Source organism: Ruthenibacterium lactatiformans (genome assembly GCF_000949455.1).
GTDB classification, from domain to species: domain Bacteria; phylum Bacillota; class Clostridia; order Oscillospirales; family Ruminococcaceae; genus Ruthenibacterium; species Ruthenibacterium lactatiformans.
Genome location: NZ_JXXK01000006.1, coordinates 106,396 through 123,694, shown reverse-complemented (window position 1 = coordinate 123,694; position 17,299 = coordinate 106,396). Strand labels below are relative to the sequence as shown.

Annotated in this window: 14 protein-coding genes; 10 read left to right on the top strand and 4 right to left on the bottom strand. The window is 57.5% G+C overall.

The window, feature by feature from the left end; translation table 11 throughout:
• Positions 1–139: 139 nt before the first annotated feature.
• The 7 genes from TQ39_RS06465 to TQ39_RS06435 all read left to right on the top strand — a co-directional run bounded on the left by TQ39_RS06465 (position 140) and on the right by TQ39_RS06435 (position 7,705).
• Positions 140–1,465: an ABC transporter substrate-binding protein gene (locus TQ39_RS06465; protein ID WP_133303715.1), complete on the top strand. Its 1,326-nt coding sequence runs from the start codon at positions 140–142 to the stop codon at positions 1,463–1,465.
• Between the two features lie 146 nt (positions 1,466–1,611).
• Positions 1,612–2,595, top strand: coding sequence for a carbohydrate ABC transporter permease (locus tag TQ39_RS06460; protein WP_050004946.1), 984 nt, complete (start codon positions 1,612–1,614; stop codon positions 2,593–2,595).
• A 13-nt stretch (positions 2,596–2,608) separates the two neighbouring features.
• Entirely contained in the window at positions 2,609–3,439 is an 831-nt protein-coding gene (locus tag TQ39_RS06455; RefSeq protein WP_009324736.1) for a carbohydrate ABC transporter permease, read from the top strand.
• A gap of 38 nt (positions 3,440–3,477) precedes the next feature.
• Positions 3,478–4,548 (top strand): SIS domain-containing protein, encoded by a 1,071-nt coding sequence (locus tag TQ39_RS06450; RefSeq protein WP_050004945.1) that lies wholly within the window; start codon positions 3,478–3,480, stop codon positions 4,546–4,548.
• A 17-nt stretch (positions 4,549–4,565) separates the two neighbouring features.
• Positions 4,566–5,501, top strand: a complete 936-nt coding sequence (locus tag TQ39_RS06445) for a BadF/BadG/BcrA/BcrD ATPase family protein (RefSeq protein WP_009324734.1) — start codon at positions 4,566–4,568, stop codon at positions 5,499–5,501.
• Between the two features lie 96 nt (positions 5,502–5,597).
• Positions 5,598–6,530, top strand: a complete 933-nt coding sequence (locus TQ39_RS06440) for an amidohydrolase family protein (RefSeq protein WP_157257805.1) — start codon at positions 5,598–5,600, stop codon at positions 6,528–6,530.
• Positions 6,531–6,547: 17 nt separating this feature from the next.
• Positions 6,548–7,705 (top strand): iron-containing alcohol dehydrogenase, encoded by a 1,158-nt coding sequence (locus TQ39_RS06435; protein WP_050004943.1) that lies wholly within the window; start codon positions 6,548–6,550, stop codon positions 7,703–7,705.
• A gap of 63 nt (positions 7,706–7,768) precedes the next feature.
• Here TQ39_RS06435 and TQ39_RS06430 read toward each other — a convergent pair whose 3' ends face one another.
• Genes TQ39_RS06430 through TQ39_RS06415 form a run of 4 tightly spaced genes read right to left on the bottom strand, consistent with a single transcriptional unit; the run spans position 7,769 to position 13,558 of the window.
• Entirely contained in the window at positions 7,769–9,070 is a 1,302-nt protein-coding gene (locus TQ39_RS06430; protein WP_050004942.1) for an alpha-L-fucosidase, read from the bottom strand.
• Positions 9,063–10,643, bottom strand: a complete 1,581-nt coding sequence (locus TQ39_RS06425) for a DUF4091 domain-containing protein (RefSeq protein ID WP_050004941.1) — start codon at positions 10,641–10,643, stop codon at positions 9,063–9,065. Before TQ39_RS06425 ends, TQ39_RS06430 begins: the two co-directional genes overlap by 8 nt.
• Before the next feature lie 4 nt (positions 10,644–10,647).
• On the bottom strand, positions 10,648–12,465 hold the full coding sequence (locus TQ39_RS06420) for a cache domain-containing sensor histidine kinase (RefSeq protein WP_050004940.1): 1,818 nt from the start codon (positions 12,463–12,465) through the stop codon (positions 10,648–10,650).
• Positions 12,455–13,558, bottom strand: coding sequence for a response regulator (locus TQ39_RS06415; RefSeq protein ID WP_050004939.1), 1,104 nt, complete (start codon positions 13,556–13,558; stop codon positions 12,455–12,457). Before TQ39_RS06415 ends, TQ39_RS06420 begins: the two co-directional genes overlap by 11 nt.
• A 211-nt stretch (positions 13,559–13,769) precedes the next feature.
• Here TQ39_RS06415 and TQ39_RS06410 point away from each other — a divergent pair, with 211 nt between their 5' ends.
• The 3 genes from TQ39_RS06410 to TQ39_RS06400 are packed head-to-tail and all read left to right on the top strand — an operon-like array spanning position 13,770 to position 17,291.
• The gene (locus TQ39_RS06410) at positions 13,770–14,696 is read left to right on the top strand and encodes an ABC transporter permease (RefSeq protein WP_009324727.1); all 927 of its coding nucleotides are present in this window, start codon (positions 13,770–13,772) and stop codon (positions 14,694–14,696) included.
• Between the two features lie 34 nt (positions 14,697–14,730).
• A complete protein-coding gene (locus TQ39_RS06405; RefSeq protein ID WP_050004965.1) occupies positions 14,731–15,645 on the top strand; it encodes a carbohydrate ABC transporter permease in 915 nt (304 codons plus the stop codon).
• A gap of 56 nt (positions 15,646–15,701) precedes the next feature.
• Entirely contained in the window at positions 15,702–17,291 is a 1,590-nt protein-coding gene (locus TQ39_RS06400) for an ABC transporter substrate-binding protein (protein WP_050004938.1), read from the top strand.
• The last annotated feature ends 8 nt before the right edge of the window (positions 17,292–17,299 follow it).

The following is a 17,299-nucleotide window of genomic DNA, read 5'->3' as shown; positions in this document are numbered from 1 at the left end:
AGCAAAATGTACTTTTTTTGTGCAGTATCAGAAAGAAAAATATATAAAATATCCATAAGAACAGCCTTGTGGAACAGAAAACGGTGCAGCATTGGATTTTATTGCGTATGCAATAGAAAATAAAAATGAGGTGAAAAGGATGAAAAAGATGAAACGGATTTTAAGTCTTGTGCTCGTGCTGGTCATGGCGGCAGGCCTTGCCGCCTGCGGCGGTGGAGGTACGTCCGGTGCAGGTTCCAGTACACCGGCAGAACCGGCCGGCAGCCAGGGGAGCGGTGAAGGGTATGAGCTGACCATGTGGCTGTTCCAGGACTGGACTGTAGGTACAGCGGCAGAGATATTCAACACATGGGCGGATGAATACATTGCCCAGCATCCGGAGGTGAAAAGCATCACCTTTGTTGGAAAACCGGACACAGAGATCGTATCCGGGTTTATGGCGGGAGGCTCTCTGCCGGACATGTTTGCCATCCAGTTCCTAAACGGCAAGCGCATTGTGGAGAGCGCGAATATTCTGAACCTTCAGCCTTATTACGACGCGGCGCCCGAAGAATACAAAAACGCCCTGAATGCCGACGCCATGAAGGATTTGATGACGAATCCGGAAGGAACCTGTTGGGGGCTGCCGTTCACTGCAAACTGTCAGCTTTTATACCGCAATCTGACTGTTTTGGAGGCCTGCGGCGTTGATACGTCCAAGCGTCCTAAAACACTGGATGAATTGCTGGAACAGTTTGCGGCCGTGCAGGAAAATGGTTATGATGTTTTGCCTAACCTGACGGCCAGCGATTGGGTAACGAGCGCGTTTGTATGCGGCAACCCGGACCTGAAGGTCGGTTGGGAGAATGGAGAAACGACGATCACGGCTGAGGCGTTGGAGCCCGGATACGAGCTGCTGAAGGAAGTTGGACAGTACTCTGCGGCTTATACGTTCCTGGACCAGGCAGCCACGGATGCGTTTACGTCTGATAAGCTGGCCTTTACTGTGCACGGCCCGTTCCTGAACCCCAACCTGGAAGCTGCCGCACAGGAAAACAGCAATTTCAAATACGACGCTATCCCGATGCCTTCTCAGGTGGCAGGAGGCCCGTACAGTGCTTCCTACGGCAACGAATGGCTGGGCGTTGTAGACAGCAAAGACCAGGGACGCAACGATGCGGCGGCCGGGTTCCTGATGTACATCACCGATACCGAGCAGATGAAGACGTTCTGCCGCGAGATGGGACGCCCTGTTATGAACAATGACGCGATGGACGAAATTGCAAATGATCCGGAGTCGCCGTGGTTGTTGAGCGTATGCAACGAGATCGTGAACAATTGCGTGAACCAGGCGGTCCCGTTCCGCTGCGACATGATGTGGGAGACAGGCTGTGCCGATTCCATGTTCGGGCTTTGGGATGGAAGCCTCACGGATGCAAAGGCGGCTGCCGAGGACTCCATTGCAATGATCAATGAAAATGCATAAACCGGCTGCGTAAGCTGTGTGGGTGTGCGGCCCGGCCGCACACCCACGGTTATGGCCAGCCCGCGAGAGGCTTCTGGCGGGTTGGCCATAGCCCCGCGCCATTCGGGCGGGGCCTGGGAAGAATCAGGTGAAAAGGAGAGAGCGCCATGGCAAATACAGCCGCAAAACGTGTTACGGGGCAGAGTCGTGGGAAAACCAGAGGCAGAGCTTTCTGGCGCAAGTACGGAAAGCACTATCTGGGGCTTGCGCCGTTTGTTGTCTTTTTCGGCGTTTTTATTTTGTGGCCGATGCTTTATGGGCTGGTGATGAGCTTTTTTGATTGGTCTACCAGAACAAATGCGGAAATTTCTTTTGTCGGGTTTGAGAACTTTAAAACCGTGCTCAGCGAAGGAACGCAGCAGGGAAAACGCTTTTTGACTTCACTGAAAAACCTGTCGCTTTTCGTGGTGCTGGTGGTGCCGTTGAACCTTATTTTTGCCACGGTCATTTCTCTGGTGATCAATCAGTTCCGCGGGCGCATGCACAATTTCCTGCGCGGCGCGTTTTTTATGCCGTATGTTGCACCGTTCTTTCTGGCTACGGGCGTTTGGCTGTGGCTGATGAGTGCGGACACCGGGCTGGTGGCGGTGCTTCTGGCTAAAATGGGAATTGGCGAAGGCGTTACCTGGCGTCTGACGCCGGGGTATTTTACGGCGCTTCTGATTATCATTGACCTCTGGCGCGCCATCGGTTTCAACATGATCATCCTGACCGCCGGCATGAAAAATATTCCTAACGATCTGTACGAAGCGTCAACAATCGATGGTGCAAGTACATTCCAGCAGTGGATCCATATCACCATCCCAATGCTGGAGCCGGTGCTGTTTTTTGTGGTCGTGAATTGCTTCATCGGGGCGATCCAGACCTATGACATCCCGTGGGTGCTTTCCAACTCCAGCGCCGTGGGCGTGATCGGCGGCAAGAATGCGTTTGCCAGCTATCCGGTCATGGAGATTGTGGGCAACGTATATTCGGGCAAAGCGGGCAATTTGGGGCGTGCATGTGCAGAAGGCTTTGTGCTGATGCTTATTATTTTCGCCATTACGCTGCTCCAGATTGTTTACCGCAATTGTAAGAACAAGGACAATTGAAGGGGGCGGTATTATGATGAAGCAAACTTCTCCGGCGGCAAAGATATTCAGCTGGATATTTGCACTTTTCTGGCTGGTCGTGTGCCTGCTGCCCTTTACGCAGCTGATCAGCGTGACATTTTCGACTGCGGACAGAGGGATCGTTTCTACATTTTATCCCAATTCGCTGTCCAGCGGCATCGAAAACATCAAACAGGCATTGCTGCAAACCAATATGTCACCGTCAACTCTCCAGACGCTTATCTATGTGAGCGTGACCATCGTCGGCATGCTGATCGTGTCCTCTCTGGCGGCGTATGAGCTGGCGTGCTTTAAATTTCCGGGGCGTGATGTGATCTTTATGCTTATTTTGTCGAGCATGATGCTTCCGATGATCACTTACATCATCCCCCTTTACCGATTTGTGTATAACCTGGGTTGGAGCGATACATTGATCGGCCTCGCAATTCCGTCCATTCCGTCCGCATTTGCGGTATTCATCATCAGACAGTTTCTGGAGAGCATGCCGCATGAACTGATAGAAGCCGGCGAGATAGACGGCGCAGGGCATTTGAAAATATTTCTGCGTGTGGTATTGCCGCTGATGGCCACGCCGCTGCTGACGGTGACGGTCATACAGTTTATGCAGGTGTGGGGTTCCTTTTTGTGGCCGACATTGGTGGCGGGAACCAAATGGAAGCCCGTCAGCGTTTTGGTGGCCGGTCTTCTGGGGGATGGTTCCTGGATTGAAGGCCGCGTAAAAATCGCTGCGATGCTGCTCAGCGGCATTCCGCCGGTAGCCGTATATCTTTTGTTCCAAAAATATATTGTTGAAGGCATCGCTACATCAGGCCTGAAGGGATGAGCCGCTGCCGGAAGACTTTGAAAAGGAGAAATGATTTCATGGGGAACAGTATGTATCATTACTGGAAAAGCCAACCCGAGGTGCTCCGGCAGATCCTTGAGCAAAGAAAATCACAGACAGAAGAATTTGTGAAGCTGTTTTGTGCGGTGAACCCGGATAAACTGTATCTGATCGGCAGCGGCACTTCGCTGAATGCGGAGCGTGCCGCCGCAGGATATATGGAGACAATGTTGGATGTGGACGTATGCGCGGTACCCTCTTCACGCATCCCGCAGCTGCGGGGCGAACGGCCCATGGTGGTGTTTATCTCGCAGGGGGGCTCGTCCACCAACACGCTGCAGGCGATGGAACAGCTTGCCGCCTACCCGTCCATCAGCATCACGGGGGAGGCGGAATGTGAGATCCGGCGGCGCAGCAGCCATCATATGCTCATCGGCTGCGGGGAAGAGCTCGCGGGCCCAAAGACGGTAGGATATACAGCGTCGGTGCTTTGTTTTTACATATGCGCGCTGGAGGCCGCTTTGGCTGCCGGGACGATCGGGCCGGATAAATACGATGCGGAGATCGGTGTGCTGGACCTTGCTGTGAACCAGATGGAAGAAAATATCCGGCGCACGGAAGCATGGTTCCGGCGGAATCAGGATGAACTGGTGCAGATTCGCAAATATGTACTGGTCGGGTGCGGCAGTGCGTTTGCAGCCGCCACAGAGGGATGCCTGAAAATTCTGGAGACGATCAAGGTGCCGTCCATGAGCTTTGAATTCGAAGAGTATCTGCATGGGCCGATCATTCTGACAGACCGGGAACTGGGCGGGGTGTTCTATATCAGTGACGCGCCCGGAGAACGGGAGCGCATGATGGAGCTGGCGCGCTGCCATGCCCATTTTTCGCCCTATGCCTATATGGTCACCACGGATGAGTCGATCCAGGGGGCGAAAGTGCTGCATGCTCTGCGCACTGGCCATGACCACACGCAGATTTTTGAAGCGGTACTGCTCCCTCAGCTTTTGGCGGCACGGGTACCGGAGCTGCTGGGGTTGGCTGAGGGGTCGCCGGCATATGATCTGTATACGAAAAACTGTCCCACCAAATACAATAACGGAAGATAAAGGCAGGGCAAGATGATATGAAATATATCTTAGGCATAGACAGCGGCGGTACCAAATATCTTGTCCGGGCCTGTACCCCGGAGGGCGGCGTGGTCGCGGAGTACGTCGGGCCTCCGGCGCCGCATTACCGCCTGGAACGTGAAGAAGTGATCAAACGGGTCAATGCAAATATTGATGCATGCCTGGCAAAATTCGGAGGTTCCCGCAAAGAATGCGTTTATCTTGTGTGCGGGACGACAGGCTTGGATACGGACCGGGACCAGCAGGCGGTGGATGACATTTACAAAGGCCTTTCCGGCTTTGTGTGTCCGGTATTGTGTGTAAATGACGCGCAGGTGGCGCAATTTGCCGTCACCGGGGGAGTGGGCGCAGTCGTTATTGCCGGCACCGGTTCCATTGCGTTCGGCTGCAATGAAAAAGGGCAGACGGCACGGTGCGGCGGCTGGCCTCCCTGCATCTTCGGCGACGAAGGATCGGGAAGCTGGATCAGCATGCGCGCACTGAATCATCTGAGCCTTTTGATGGACGGCAGGGCCCGGCCGTCCATCCTCAGCAGGATGCTCAACGAGGTGCTGCATTTGGAGCGCAAGGAAGATCTGATTGGCGTGTGCATCGATATTGAACATATGTGCTGGAAAAATCCGGGCCTCGCAAGGGTCGTGGACCAGGCGGCCGAGCAGGGCGATCCCTATGCGGTTGAAATACTCAAAGAGGCGGCGCGTCACACTTTTTCGCTGGGAGATGCGGTTGTACAGCAATTGCATTTTGCAGAGCGGCCGGTATTCCGAGTGGGAGCCTGGGGCAGTGCGATCGTGAAAAGCAAGCTTCATTTTCAGTTTTTTCAAGAGCTGTTTACGGAGAAATATGACAATGTTGAGGTGCTCATTGCCCGGGAAGATGCCGCGATGGGAGCGTGCAGGATCGCCCAGGCGCGATTGAAGGACGCAGAATGATCAGCCGAGGCCCCGGTGCAGCGCGTCCAGCGCGGCCGGGGCCTTTTTACAGGCTGCCCTGTGTATGAAACAATGGAAGAGAGGGGCATTTTGGACATGAAAAGAAGGATCATTGATTTCCACACGCATCTGGGGGATATTTTTCACGACAGCAGAAACATCGTATTCCATCCGCAGCTTCATTTCCCCCCCTATCCGGACCCGTTTGAGGATTTGGCGCGGGATCATTACAGCCGCGCGCTGGTTACGGAAAACCAGGAGGAACAGAATATCCTGATCGATGCCGGTCAACTGAGGACATGGGAATACGGAAGCCTGGAGGCGACACAAAAGGCGCTGGATGAAAACCATATCGATTATGCGGTGTCGCTGCCCGTTATGCCGAATTCCAGCTTCGAAGAAGCGCTAGCCGCCTCAAAGCTGGAGCCGAGGCTGCTCCCGTTTACAAGTGCGGACTTCCGCCTTCCCATCCCGGAAATGAAGGCCAAGCTGAAAAGGGATATCATAAGGGGCGCAAAAGGGTTAAAGCTGCATCCCATTCTGCAAAATGTGCCTCTCACGGACGAACGCACTTACGCAGCCGTAGAGGTGTTTGGAGAAATGGGCCTGCCGATCACTTCACATTGCGGGATCAATGATTATTATAAGCCGGGAAGTAAATATCAGCCTCTGGCGCCAAAGGAATATGGAGAGCTGCATTATATGCTCGCGTTGATCGAGCGGTATCCGGATTACATCCTTATTCCCGCGCATGCCGGAGGAGATTGCGGCTGGGAGTACGAGGAGCTGGCGCAGGCTGTTCACAAGCACGGCTGGAAAAATGTGTATACAGACACATCGTTTAAAAACGCAAAGGTCATGCGGGAACTGGCCGGATTGTTTGGCGAAGATAAGCTGTTGTTTGCAACCGATTATCCCTTCGACGGGATCACACAGTCTGTTGCAGCCTGTGAAGAGGCTTTTGCGGACGATCCTGTTCTTGCGGACAAGGTGTTTTACGGAAATGCAGCGAAGCTGCTTCATTTGTGAGGAAAGGCGGATGTAAAATGGAATTTACATTGCTGCAGGAAGCCCGGATACTGTATGGCGCAGGGAAGGTACAGGAAACAGGGGCGCTGCTGCGCCGGCTCGGCGTGGACAAGGCGCTGGTAGTCTGCGACGAGGGCGTGAAAAAGGCGGGTATTGTGGAGCGCGTAACAAACAGCCTGACACAGGCACGGGTGGAATTCGCGCTTTTTGACAAAGTACAGGCGGACCCGCCCAGCGAAGTCGTGGACGAGGGTGCGGCCTTCTGCAGGGCGGAACGGTGCGGCGCTGTAATAGCGGTGGGCGGAGGAAGCAGCATCGATACGGCAAAGGGGATCAATTTGCTGCGCTGCAATCCGGGGAAGATCATGGATTACGCCGGGCCGAAAAACGAAATGAAAAAAGCGGGCGGCCTTGTGGCGATTCCCACGACGGCGGGTACCGGGAGCGAATTGTCGGACGGCCTGGTCATCACCAGCCCCGAACACGTCAAATGCCCGATCCTGGCAACGAACGCGATGGCGGAGTATATTGTTTTGGATCCTTTGCTTACGGTGGGGCTGCCGGCAGGGCTTACGGCGTCCACGGGAATGGACGTTTTGGCGCACGCCGTGGAATCCTACACATCCACGGCGGCGTCCGTCCCGACAGACCAGATCAGCGAGGGGAATATCCGTTCGGTCATACAATGGCTACCTCTGGCGGTGTCATACCCGGACGCGGTAAAACCGCGGGAGCATATGGCCGTGGCCAGTATGCTGGGAGGCTGGATGCTCCGGTACGGGCATACGCACGCAGGACACTCCGTAGCGCATATACTGGGCGCGCGGTGCGGCATTCCGCACGGATATGCATGTGCTTATGCGCTTCCATGGGTGCTGGAATTCAACGCCCCGGCGCTCCCGGAAAAAACGGCCGCGGTGGGGCGGATGTTCGGATGTTCATTCACAGGCGCCGAAACACCGCGGCAGGCCGGCATGGCCGTCCGCCGGGCTGTCATAGCCTTCAGAGATGAAACGCTGCGTCTGCGCCCGGTTTCGGGCTTTGCCGAACGGCCGGACGACGGCATGCTGGATCGGATGGCGGCGGAAATTGAAATGGAATTGTTCCAGGCGTTTAACCCCCGCAGGATGAAAAAGGAAGACGCACGGATAATATTGGAAAATATATTTTCATAGACAAAGGCAAAAACGGCGGCAGCCGCATCCATGGGGCAGATGGATGCGGCTGCCGCCGTCGTTTTATGTCTCCGAGACCGTCAGATGGAGGACGGTATCCGTTTCATCCGGCAGTGGGAGCGTTTCGTTGGCCTGCGCTGCCAGGCTGAGAAACGCGGTTTGAGGATAATTCTGCACGGCCCAGCCGCTTGTCAGGACGTCCGCCTCTGCGCCGGTTGCGAGCACGCGTGCGGAGCGGATGGCGGCGGGCGAAAGCCCTGTGAGCGCCAGCGGCCCCACGGGCTGCTCCATGACGTGGAGATACAGGTTTTGGCCGCGGGCGGTGGCGCGGCAGCCGAACGCGGCGGCGGGAATGGCGCTGGCGCCGCAGCCGTAAATGCTGTCGGCGTTCAGGCGCATCCATTCGCCGATCTCGCACAGAATGCGGCGGGACTGCGGCGGGATATTGCCGCGGGCGTCCGGCCCGACGTTCAGCAAATAATTGCCCCCCTTTGAGACGCATTCCACCAGCTGGCGGATGCAGGTGCGCGCCGTTTTGAAGCACCGGTCCGCGGCTGTGTACCCGAAGCTGTTGTTCATGGTCTGACACGCCTCCCAGCAGACCGGCGTGCCATCCGGGCGGCACAGGGGCGCGGGCGGCAGGATCTGCTCGGGGGTGGCGAAGTCTCCCGCCCAGGGCGTGGGCGCGCCGGAGAGCAGGCTGCCCAGCGAGCCGCCGCTCGCCTCCAGCCGGCTGTTGAGCAGGATGCCGGGCTGTAGCGTGCGCACCATCTCCACAAGTTCTCCGGCACGCCAGTCCTGGCCACAGTGTCCGTCGTAGGAAAAATCGAACCAGAGCAGGTCCAGCTTTCCGTAGTTGGTGCAAAGCTCCCGGACCTGTGCGTGCATATAGTCGAGATAGCGGCTGAAATCACAGCGCTCCTCCCGGCGGGCGGGCGTCCCGCGCATGGGGTGGAAGGGGTCGTTGTAAGCGGGATAGTCGGGATGGTGCCAGTCGACCAGGGAATAATACAGCCCCACACGAAGCCCCTCGGCGCGGAAGGCGTCGACGTATTCCCGCACCAGGTCGCGCCCGGCGGGGGTGTTTGTGGCTTTGTAATCGGTATAGGCGGAATCAAACAGGCAAAATCCTTCGTGATGCTTTGCTGTGAGCACGGCGTATTTCATGCCGGCCTGTCTGGCCAGGCGCGCCCATGCGCGCGGGTCGTAATCAACGGGGTCGAACGTGCGGAGATATTCTTCGTAGCGCTCGGGCGGGACGCGGCCGATGCTGGCGTACCATTCCCCCTTGGCGGGAACGGCGTAAAGCCCCCAGTGGATGAACATGCCGAAACGCGCGTCGCAGAACCATTGTATGTCAGCCATTCCGAGCGACCTCCTCCAGCAGATGAAACAGCCGCAGGCGCGCGGCCGCCACCGCCGTTCCGCTGCGGGCATAGCTGCGGAACGTTGTGCATACGGTGCGGACCAGCGCGTCGGCCTCGCCGGGGGCGGCGTCCACAGCCTGCATGAGCAGCTCGTAGTCCTCGGCGCCGGCGCGCTGGGCCTCGAAGCGCATGCTGCGCCACGGCCTGCCGTCCTTGCCGGGATAGACGATATGCGCGTCCCCGGCGGGCAGCAGCGCGCCCTTATGGGGGCAGCAGGCGCCGTGCCAGATATCCTCCCCGATGTAGTAATTGAACCCCCAGTGCAGGAACCCGGACAGCCGGTAAAGAGCGCCCATCCACAGCACGGTACGGCTCACGGCAAGCGGCAGATCCATGCTGCGGTTCATGGCCGGCCCCGCCGGGAAGGCGCAGGTGTAGAACCACATTTCTTCGCCTGCGGCCTGCAGGGCCGTATATTCCTCCCGCCATTTTTCATAGGTGTCCTGCTTGGGTACCCAGATGTCGACGCCGCCGCCCAGGTCCGTTGTTTCCACCGCGTCGAGAATGGGCACGCCGGGCAGGAATTTGCGGCATATGGCGGCGAGTACACGGTAAGTTTTGTCGTTGTGCGTCTGCGGCTCGTCGGCCAGCGCCTGCGTTATGCGGCCCTGCCAGCCGTTGGCACGGATGACCTGGGCCCACTGGGAAAAATACAGGCGCAGCTGCAGATATCCCTGCGGAGTGCTCACGCCGGTGGTGCTGTCCCAGTTGGGGTAATACTCGCTGTCGTCCCATTCGTGCCAGTGGGCCACATGCCCGCCGCACAGAAAGGCGGCGCCCTCTTCCAGGGCGATGCGGCCGGCCTGCTGCGCAAAAGAAAAATCGAACCCGGCCGGCGCGCCGTCCCGATACACCGCTTCGCCCGGCGGCAGCAGGATATGCGTGCAGCGCATGTCGAGCTGTGCCCGGACATAGCTTCGGAACGCCTGCCAGTAGTCCGCCCCGCCTCGGACAAGCCCGTGCTGCCGGACGGGGCCGTCGTAATCAAAAAAATTGAGCATGCTCAGGCGCGCCTGTGCAGGCGGCGGGACCACTGGCGCATGCACGGTGCAGCGGACGGAAAGCTCCGCCTTGTCCGCACCCACTGTAACGGTGAGCGTGCCGGAATATTCCCCGGGCGTTTCATCCGCGGCAGCCTCTGCACAGAGATAAAGCGCAAGCCGTGTTCCGTCCGGCATTTCCGGTTCCGTCAAAGGCTTCAGCGCGTCAAAGACCTCGAAGGGGGCTTTGCGCGTGACGAATTCCCGGCAGCTTTCGTAGTCGGTCGTCGTCATCAGCGTGGGCGAGGTGTTTTCGTTTACGCCCACCGGGAGCAGACGGTACAGCCGCACCGCAGGCCCGCGGCCGCCGTCCCAGCGGAGCACGGCGGAAAGCGTTCCGGAGAGTATGCCGCCCAGAAGCTGGGCGCCGTCGTGGCCGCCGCGCGGCAGATGCAGGCTGATGCCGGACAGCGCGCTGTGCGCGGAATCGGGATACAGCCATTCGGCATCGCTGAAAACGGAAAAATGCATGTGCCTACCCCTCCTGCGGTTGTTCTTCCGGCTCAATGGCCGGGATATAAACTGTGACTGTGGTGCCCTTGCCCGGCCGGCTGACGCAGGACAACCCGAACGGTTCGCCGTAGGCCAGGCGCAGCCTGTCCTGAATGTTGCGCACGCCGTATCCGCCGGGAGTGGCTGTGATCTGGCCCGGCGCGGCAGGGGAAAAGTTGGAGAGCAGGGTGGCTTCATCCATCCCCACGCCGTCGTCCTCGATGGTGATGCGGATGCCGTCCGGTTCACGGCGCACTGCCACGGCGAGGCGCCCGCATTTTGACGGCTTTTCAAAGATACCGTGGATGATCGCGTTTTCAATCAGCGGCTGCAGCACGATTTTGATGATCCGGCATTGGGCGGCGGCAGGGTCAAGCGCCCACCGGACAGAGACGCGGTTTTCGAACCGCAGATTCTGGATTTCCACATAAAGCTGCGCGTGCTTGAGCTCATCGGACAGGGGGATCACTTCGCGCCCCTTGCTGAGAGAGAGCCGGTAAAAACGGCCCAGCGCGTTCACCATACGGCTGATTTCGGGCACGTTGCGGCTGATGGCGGTGCAGTTGATCAAATCCAGAGAATTGTACAGGAAATGTGGGTTGATCTGGGCCTGAAGTGCTTTCAGCTCAAGGTTTTTGATTTGGCGTCCATATTCCACCCGCTCTTCCATCAGCGTGTCCACGCGGTCCATCATCTGATTGAAGCCGTCCATCATCTGAGCAATCTCATCGTTGCCCGACGGCTCCAGCCGCACGGTGACGTTGCCTTTTTCCACAGCCTGCATCGTGCCGGTAAGCTGAGATATCCGCTTTAATGTGGACTGGCTGATGAGATATGCCAGCAGATAGGCCGCCAGGGCGACGGCTATGACAATAACAAGCATTTCAATGCTCAGCTCATGGCTCAGGCGGAAAACGTCACGGTAGGGCAGGATGCTGGCGATGCGCCAGCCCGACGGGCCGATACCCTTGGACTGCACATAGTAATCTGTGCCGTTGGCCTGTATGGTCGCCCATGCGCCCGCGCAGGAACCGTGCAGCTGCTCCACCAGCGTGTCCAGACGGGAGAGAGGAATGTCCGGATCGGACGCGAGCAGGACCTCGTCCCCGCGCAAAAGCAGCAAAAGACCGTTTTCGGTGATGGAGGTGCCGCTCACCAGCTCCTGTACCCGGCGGGCGTCGATATCCGCGCGGAGGATTGCCAGCGGCTCCTTTACGCTGCGCGGATTGTATACCATCTGTATGGAGGAAAAGCACGGCTGCCCGGTTTCGGAAGATTCCCCAAGGTCGGCCGGGGCACACCACAGCCGCCGGCGGCCCTTCGCGGCGGCCTGATACCAGCCGCTCTGCTCTATCCGGCTGATCTGGACGATATTTGTCCTGGTGTTGGAGTAGGGGTAATCGTTTCCGACATAAAGCCGGATGCGGTCCACACCGGACAGCACACGCAGGTGCTCGAAGGTGGTGGCAAGCTGGTCGGAATCCTCCAGACGGCGGATATATGTAAAGTCGCGCGGATCGTTGGAGGCCATCGTATAGATCAGGGAATCTGTGGACAGGATGTCGATGACACCGTCCAGCCGGCCCAGAAGATGCTCCAGAGACAGGCAGGTATCGTCAAAGGCATTCTGCGCGGCCGAGAAGGTCTGCTCCTGGATAACGCTTTTCACGCGAAGATAGGCATAGAGGGAAAACATCCCCAGCGGGATGACGATAAGCAGGAAATAAATACAGAGCAGCTTGCTGCGCAGCTTTCCGCAGGAGGTGGACCACTGCAGCCACCGCAGGAGACTATTCTTCATATGAATGCCTCCCCCTGTACTCCCTGGGCGAAAGCCCCACCTCCCGGGTGAACAGCTTGACAAAATATTTTCCGTCCCCGTAGCCCACGGCGTTGGCTATCTCGTAAAGCCTGCGGCTGGTTCCCGCAAGAAGCTCCTTCGCATGGTGCAGGCGTATTTCCGTTAAACGCTGGTTGACCGTTTTGCCGCAGCTTTTTTTGTATGCGGCGCACAGATATGAGTTGGTGAACCCAAGCTCCCCGGCGATGCTCTGGACGGTGAGACCGCAGTTGCGGTAATGGGCCTCGATGTAATTTTCCACCCGAACAGCGATATCGGGACAGGAGGGATTCAAAGCGGAAAAATAGTCCTGCGCGGTCCGGCGCAGAATGTCCCACAGGCCGGCAAGCGTTTCCTGCCGTACCGCGGTGTACAGCAAAAAATCCGTCCGCTCGGTGACGGCCCGGACATTGTGGCTCTCGGCCGCATGCAGAAACAGAAAGATGATCTGGCAGTACAGGTGGCGCAGATATTCGGGGGACGTGCCCTCGCACCGGCTGATCTCTGCGTACATCCTGCCCAGCGCGGCGAGCGTTTCCTCTCCGCGGTTGCTCCGAATCAGCTTTTCCAGCTGGCTGAGCGCGCTTTTCCCGCAGGAAAACACCGTCTGGTTCATAGGCCTTTCCGGGGAATGCCCGCCGTGGAAAAACAGCTCCTCCTCCGTGGGCTGCGCATGGCGCAGCAGCTCCGCCGTTACCTCCCGCAGCGCGGCAGTGATCTCGCTCAGATCCAGCGGCTTTTCTACATAGCAGGCGGCCCTCAGCCGGATGGCGCCCTTCAGGTATTCCTTGTCGGAATAGCCGCTCAGAAAAATGAACTGGCACGCGGGCAAAAATTCCCGCACGGCGGCCGCCATTTCCAGCCCGTTGCGCCGCGGCATTTTGATGTCGCTGATGATGATCTCGGGGCGGAACCTGCGCGCCTGCTCCACGGCTTCCTCGCCGTCGGTGGCCAGATGTACCTGCGTTACGGAAAGTTCCTCCCACGGGATATGCTCTTTCAAAACGGTGCGCGGCATCGCCTCGTCGTCGGCAATCAGAACGGTAAAGCTCATGGCATTCATCTCCTGCCCGGATTTGTTGTCTCAATAATATATAAAATGCGACAACTATTCAAGTGAATTTAGTTCAAAAAATAAAAAACAGGCCAAACAACATAATTTTGCCCTCCTTTCAAAATTTTGTCCCGTTGTTTTTGGATGGCGGCTTTGTTAGGATAAGAACAGCGAAACCGGGCGCCGCAGGACGCACGAAGGAGGAGACGCGATGAAGAAAAAAGGAAGCCCGCTGCTGCGTGACCTGCGGGAGAACCGCACAAAGTGGCTCATGCTTGTGCCGGCTGCGGTGGTGGTGATCCTGATGTGCTACATTCCCATGAGCGGGATCGTACTCGCCTTCAAGGCGTACAATTATCACGATGGCATTTTCGGCAGCCCGTGGGTCGGGCTTGAAAACTTCCGGTATTTTTTTCAGTCGGGAAAGGCGTGGACGACGACGCGGAATACGGTGCTTTACAATATCGCGTTTTTGTGCGTCAATACATTTTTGCAGATCGTGTGCGCCGTGCTGCTCAGCGAGCTGGCGGGGAAATATTTCAAACGCATCACGCAGTCGGTGATGTTTCTGCCGTACTTCATCTCCTGGGTGGTCGTGGGCGCATTCATCTACAATATGTTCAATTTTGAGTTCGGCGCGGTGAACAGCTTTCTGCGCTCGGTGGGGCTGGCGCCCGTGGACGTATACTCCAATAAAAACGCATGGCCGGTTATACTCATCGTGGTGAGCGCTTTCAAAAATGTGGGCTACGGCACAGTGATGTATCTGGCGAGCATCGTCAACATTGACGGCCAGCTGTTCGAGGCGGCAGACCTTGACGGCGCCACCATGTGGCAGAAGATATGGCATATCACGCTGCCGTGCATCCGCCCCACCATTGCGATCCTGTTCCTGATGGCGATCGGCACGATCATGAAGGGCGACTTCCAGATGTTCTGGCAGGTGACCGGAAACAACCCAATGGTGCTGGAGGTCACGGACGTGATCGATACTTATGTAACGCGCTCGCTGCTGGACCTGCAGGAATTCGGCATGACAAGCGCCGCGGGGCTTTACCAGTCCGGCCTGTCGTTCGTGCTGGTGCTGCTTGCAAACTACACGGTAAAGAAAGTGGAGCCGGATTATGCGCTGTTCTGAGGCGGCGCCTGCCGGAAAAAAGGAGGCCTTGCCCATGGCGGGCGCAAAACGACGCGCAAAAAAACCGGTCGGCCGGGACCGTGTTTTGTTCAACATACTTTCCTATGCGGTGCTCACGGCGCTTTCGGCGGCGTGCCTGCTGCCGTTCCTGCTGGTGCTCAGCGGCTCCGTGTCCGAGCAGTATTCCATCCAGCTGCAAGGCTACCGGCTCTTCCCGGAAACCATCTCGCTGGACGCATACAAAATGCTGTTCCGCATTCCGCAAGAGCTGCTGCGGGCCTATGGCGTTACGATTTTTGTGACGGCCGTGGGAACCGTCCTGGGGCTCTGGCTCACCAGCATGGCGGCGTACGTGCTGTCCAGCCGCGATTTCAGGTACCGCTACCAGGTGTCGTTTTTCTTTTACTTCACCTCTATTTTCGGCGGAGGATTGGTGCCGTGGTACATTTTTAATACGAAATACCTGCATTTTCACAACAGCGTCATCGCGCTGATCCTGCCCATTCTTATCAATGTGACATATCTGTTGATTTTGAAAAGCTACATGACGAGCATCCCGGAGGCGCTGTATGAATCGGCAAAGCTGGATGGCGCGGGGGATTTTACCATCTACTTCCGCATTGCGCTGCCCCTGTGCAAGGCGGGGCTGGCCACCGTGGGGCTTTTCATCGCGCTGAATTACTGGAACGACTGGTACAACGCGATGCTGTTTCTAGACGAGGGCAGCCGGAACCTGTACCCGCTGCAATACTTCCTGAACAATATCCTGACCAAGGCGCAGGCGATGAACGCCGCCGCCGCGCGCAGCGGCATCCCCGCCAGCGACGTGCCCAGCGAACCGATGAAGCTGGCAATGACGGTGGTCGCCACAGGCCCGATCATCCTTTTGTATCCGTTCCTGCAAAAATATTTCGTCAAGGGCGTTACCATCGGAGCGGTAAAGGGATAACGGGTGGAACCAAAAAAATTCGCAAGAATTTTGAATAAAAAAGGGAGGAACGATCTATGAGAAAGAAAACACGGTTTTGCGCATTTCTGGCGGCGCTGACGATGGGGCTCGGCATCCTGAGCGGCTGCACGGGCGCGCCCGCGTCCAGCGCACCGGCACAGGCGGCTTCCGTCTCCGCGCCGGCGTCCGGCGCGCAGGCGGGAAAGCCGGACACGTCCGAGGCCGTCACCCTGACGATGTACCTGATCGGGGACCGTCCGGTGGACAACGACGAGGTGTTCGCAAAAATCAATGAAAAGCTGAAAGAGGAGATCAACGCCACAATCGACGTCAAGTTCATGAGCTGGGGCGAATATGAGCAGAAATACCCGCTGATCTTTGCGTCCGGCGAGGATTGGGACATCATTTATACGGCGGACTGGTGCTTCTACAACGCGCAGGCTACAAAGCAGGGCTTCTGGGAGATCACGCAAGAAGCGCTGGAGACCTATGCGCCCATGACGGCCGGCAGCATGTATCCCGAAGCGTGGGAACAGGCGAAGGTGGACGGCAGGGTGTACATGCTGCCTATGAATTACAAGGAGATTACCTCCTATGTATATCTGGTGCGCGGCGACCTGATGGACAAATACGATATCAAATCCGTTGCGTCCCTGGACGAGGCGGAGGCTTACATGGACGCCATCGTGGCCAATGAGCCCACGCTCATCCCGTTGGACGTCGGTTCGGACTACGACAAGCTGTTCGTGTTCGACCGTATGTGGCAGAAAGCGAACTGGGAATCCGAGGAAAAGGTAACAGGCGTCGGGTCGTGGCAGGCGATGGCCAGCGTCGGCGAGCTGGACGACGGCGCGGCGGTAAAGGGCAACTTTGAACAGCCGGAATTCCAGGGCGTCGTCGAGCGCCTTAAGGATTGGAAGGACCGCGGCTTCTGGAGCAAAAACGCGGTGGTGAACACGCAGAACAACACCGAGAGCTTCCAGGCGGGAAAATCGGCGCTGGCGCTGTGCAACGTAAATACGGCCAAAAGTATCTATGCGCAGATGACGGCCGAGCACCCGGAATGGGACGTGCGTGTGTTCGACGCGCAGGAGGATGTTCCCCCGGTCCTGAACTCTTATCTGGCCAACGGCATGAGCATCTTCTCCAAATCCCGCAACCCCGAGCGTGCGCTGATGGCGCTGGATTACCTGCGCAACGACGCGGAGATCAACAACCTGTTCTGCTACGGCATCGAGGGAAAGCACTGGGAGGCCTCGGGCGAGCACGGCCTGGTGTCTCTTCCGGACAGCACGAATTACGCCTATGACAGCAACTGCAACTGGGGCGTGCGGAACGATGCGTACTGGCGCGTTGTGGAGGGAGGCATTCCCAACTTTGAAGAGATGAATGAGGTTTGGAAGGAAAACGCTCGCAGCGGGCGCTACCAGACGTTTGTGTTTGACGACAGCAACGTGAAAAACGAGATCGCGGCCATCACTGAAATATTCAACACCGATTACAAGCTGCTGGGCCTGGGCTTTACCGACGACCCGGCCGGCGACATTGCAAAGCTCAAGGAAAAGATGGCGGCGGCAGGCGCGGAAAAGGTGTATGCGGAGATGCAAAAACAGGCGCAGGCTTTTAATAAGGCCAACGGCGGCTGACGAAAAAA

What these genes read in the sequence shown, in the direction of transcription:
- TQ39_RS06445 (WP_009324734.1), top strand. Translation starts at nt 4,566, where the DNA reads ATGAAATATATCTTAGGCATAGACAGCGGCGGTACCAAATATCTTGTC.
- TQ39_RS06425 (WP_050004941.1), bottom strand. Translation starts at nt 10,643, where the DNA reads ATGCATTTTTCCGTTTTCAGCGATGCCGAATGGCTGTATCCCGATTCC.
- TQ39_RS06410 (WP_009324727.1), top strand. Translation starts at nt 13,770, where the DNA reads ATGAAGAAAAAAGGAAGCCCGCTGCTGCGTGACCTGCGGGAGAACCGC.
- TQ39_RS06460 (WP_050004946.1), top strand. Translation starts at nt 1,612, where the DNA reads ATGGCAAATACAGCCGCAAAACGTGTTACGGGGCAGAGTCGTGGGAAA.
- TQ39_RS06415 (WP_050004939.1), bottom strand. Translation starts at nt 13,558, where the DNA reads ATGAGCTTTACCGTTCTGATTGCCGACGACGAGGCGATGCCGCGCACC.
- TQ39_RS06435 (WP_050004943.1), top strand. Translation starts at nt 6,548, where the DNA reads ATGGAATTTACATTGCTGCAGGAAGCCCGGATACTGTATGGCGCAGGG.
- TQ39_RS06430 (WP_050004942.1), bottom strand. Translation starts at nt 9,070, where the DNA reads ATGGCTGACATACAATGGTTCTGCGACGCGCGTTTCGGCATGTTCATC.
- TQ39_RS06405 (WP_050004965.1), top strand. Translation starts at nt 14,731, where the DNA reads ATGGCGGGCGCAAAACGACGCGCAAAAAAACCGGTCGGCCGGGACCGT.
- TQ39_RS06450 (WP_050004945.1), top strand. Translation starts at nt 3,478, where the DNA reads ATGGGGAACAGTATGTATCATTACTGGAAAAGCCAACCCGAGGTGCTC.
- TQ39_RS06420 (WP_050004940.1), bottom strand. Translation starts at nt 12,465, where the DNA reads ATGAAGAATAGTCTCCTGCGGTGGCTGCAGTGGTCCACCTCCTGCGGA.
- TQ39_RS06440 (WP_157257805.1), top strand. Translation starts at nt 5,598, where the DNA reads ATGAAAAGAAGGATCATTGATTTCCACACGCATCTGGGGGATATTTTT.
- TQ39_RS06400 (WP_050004938.1), top strand. Translation starts at nt 15,702, where the DNA reads ATGAGAAAGAAAACACGGTTTTGCGCATTTCTGGCGGCGCTGACGATG.
- TQ39_RS06465 (WP_133303715.1), top strand. Translation starts at nt 140, where the DNA reads ATGAAAAAGATGAAACGGATTTTAAGTCTTGTGCTCGTGCTGGTCATG.
- TQ39_RS06455 (WP_009324736.1), top strand. Translation starts at nt 2,609, where the DNA reads ATGATGAAGCAAACTTCTCCGGCGGCAAAGATATTCAGCTGGATATTT.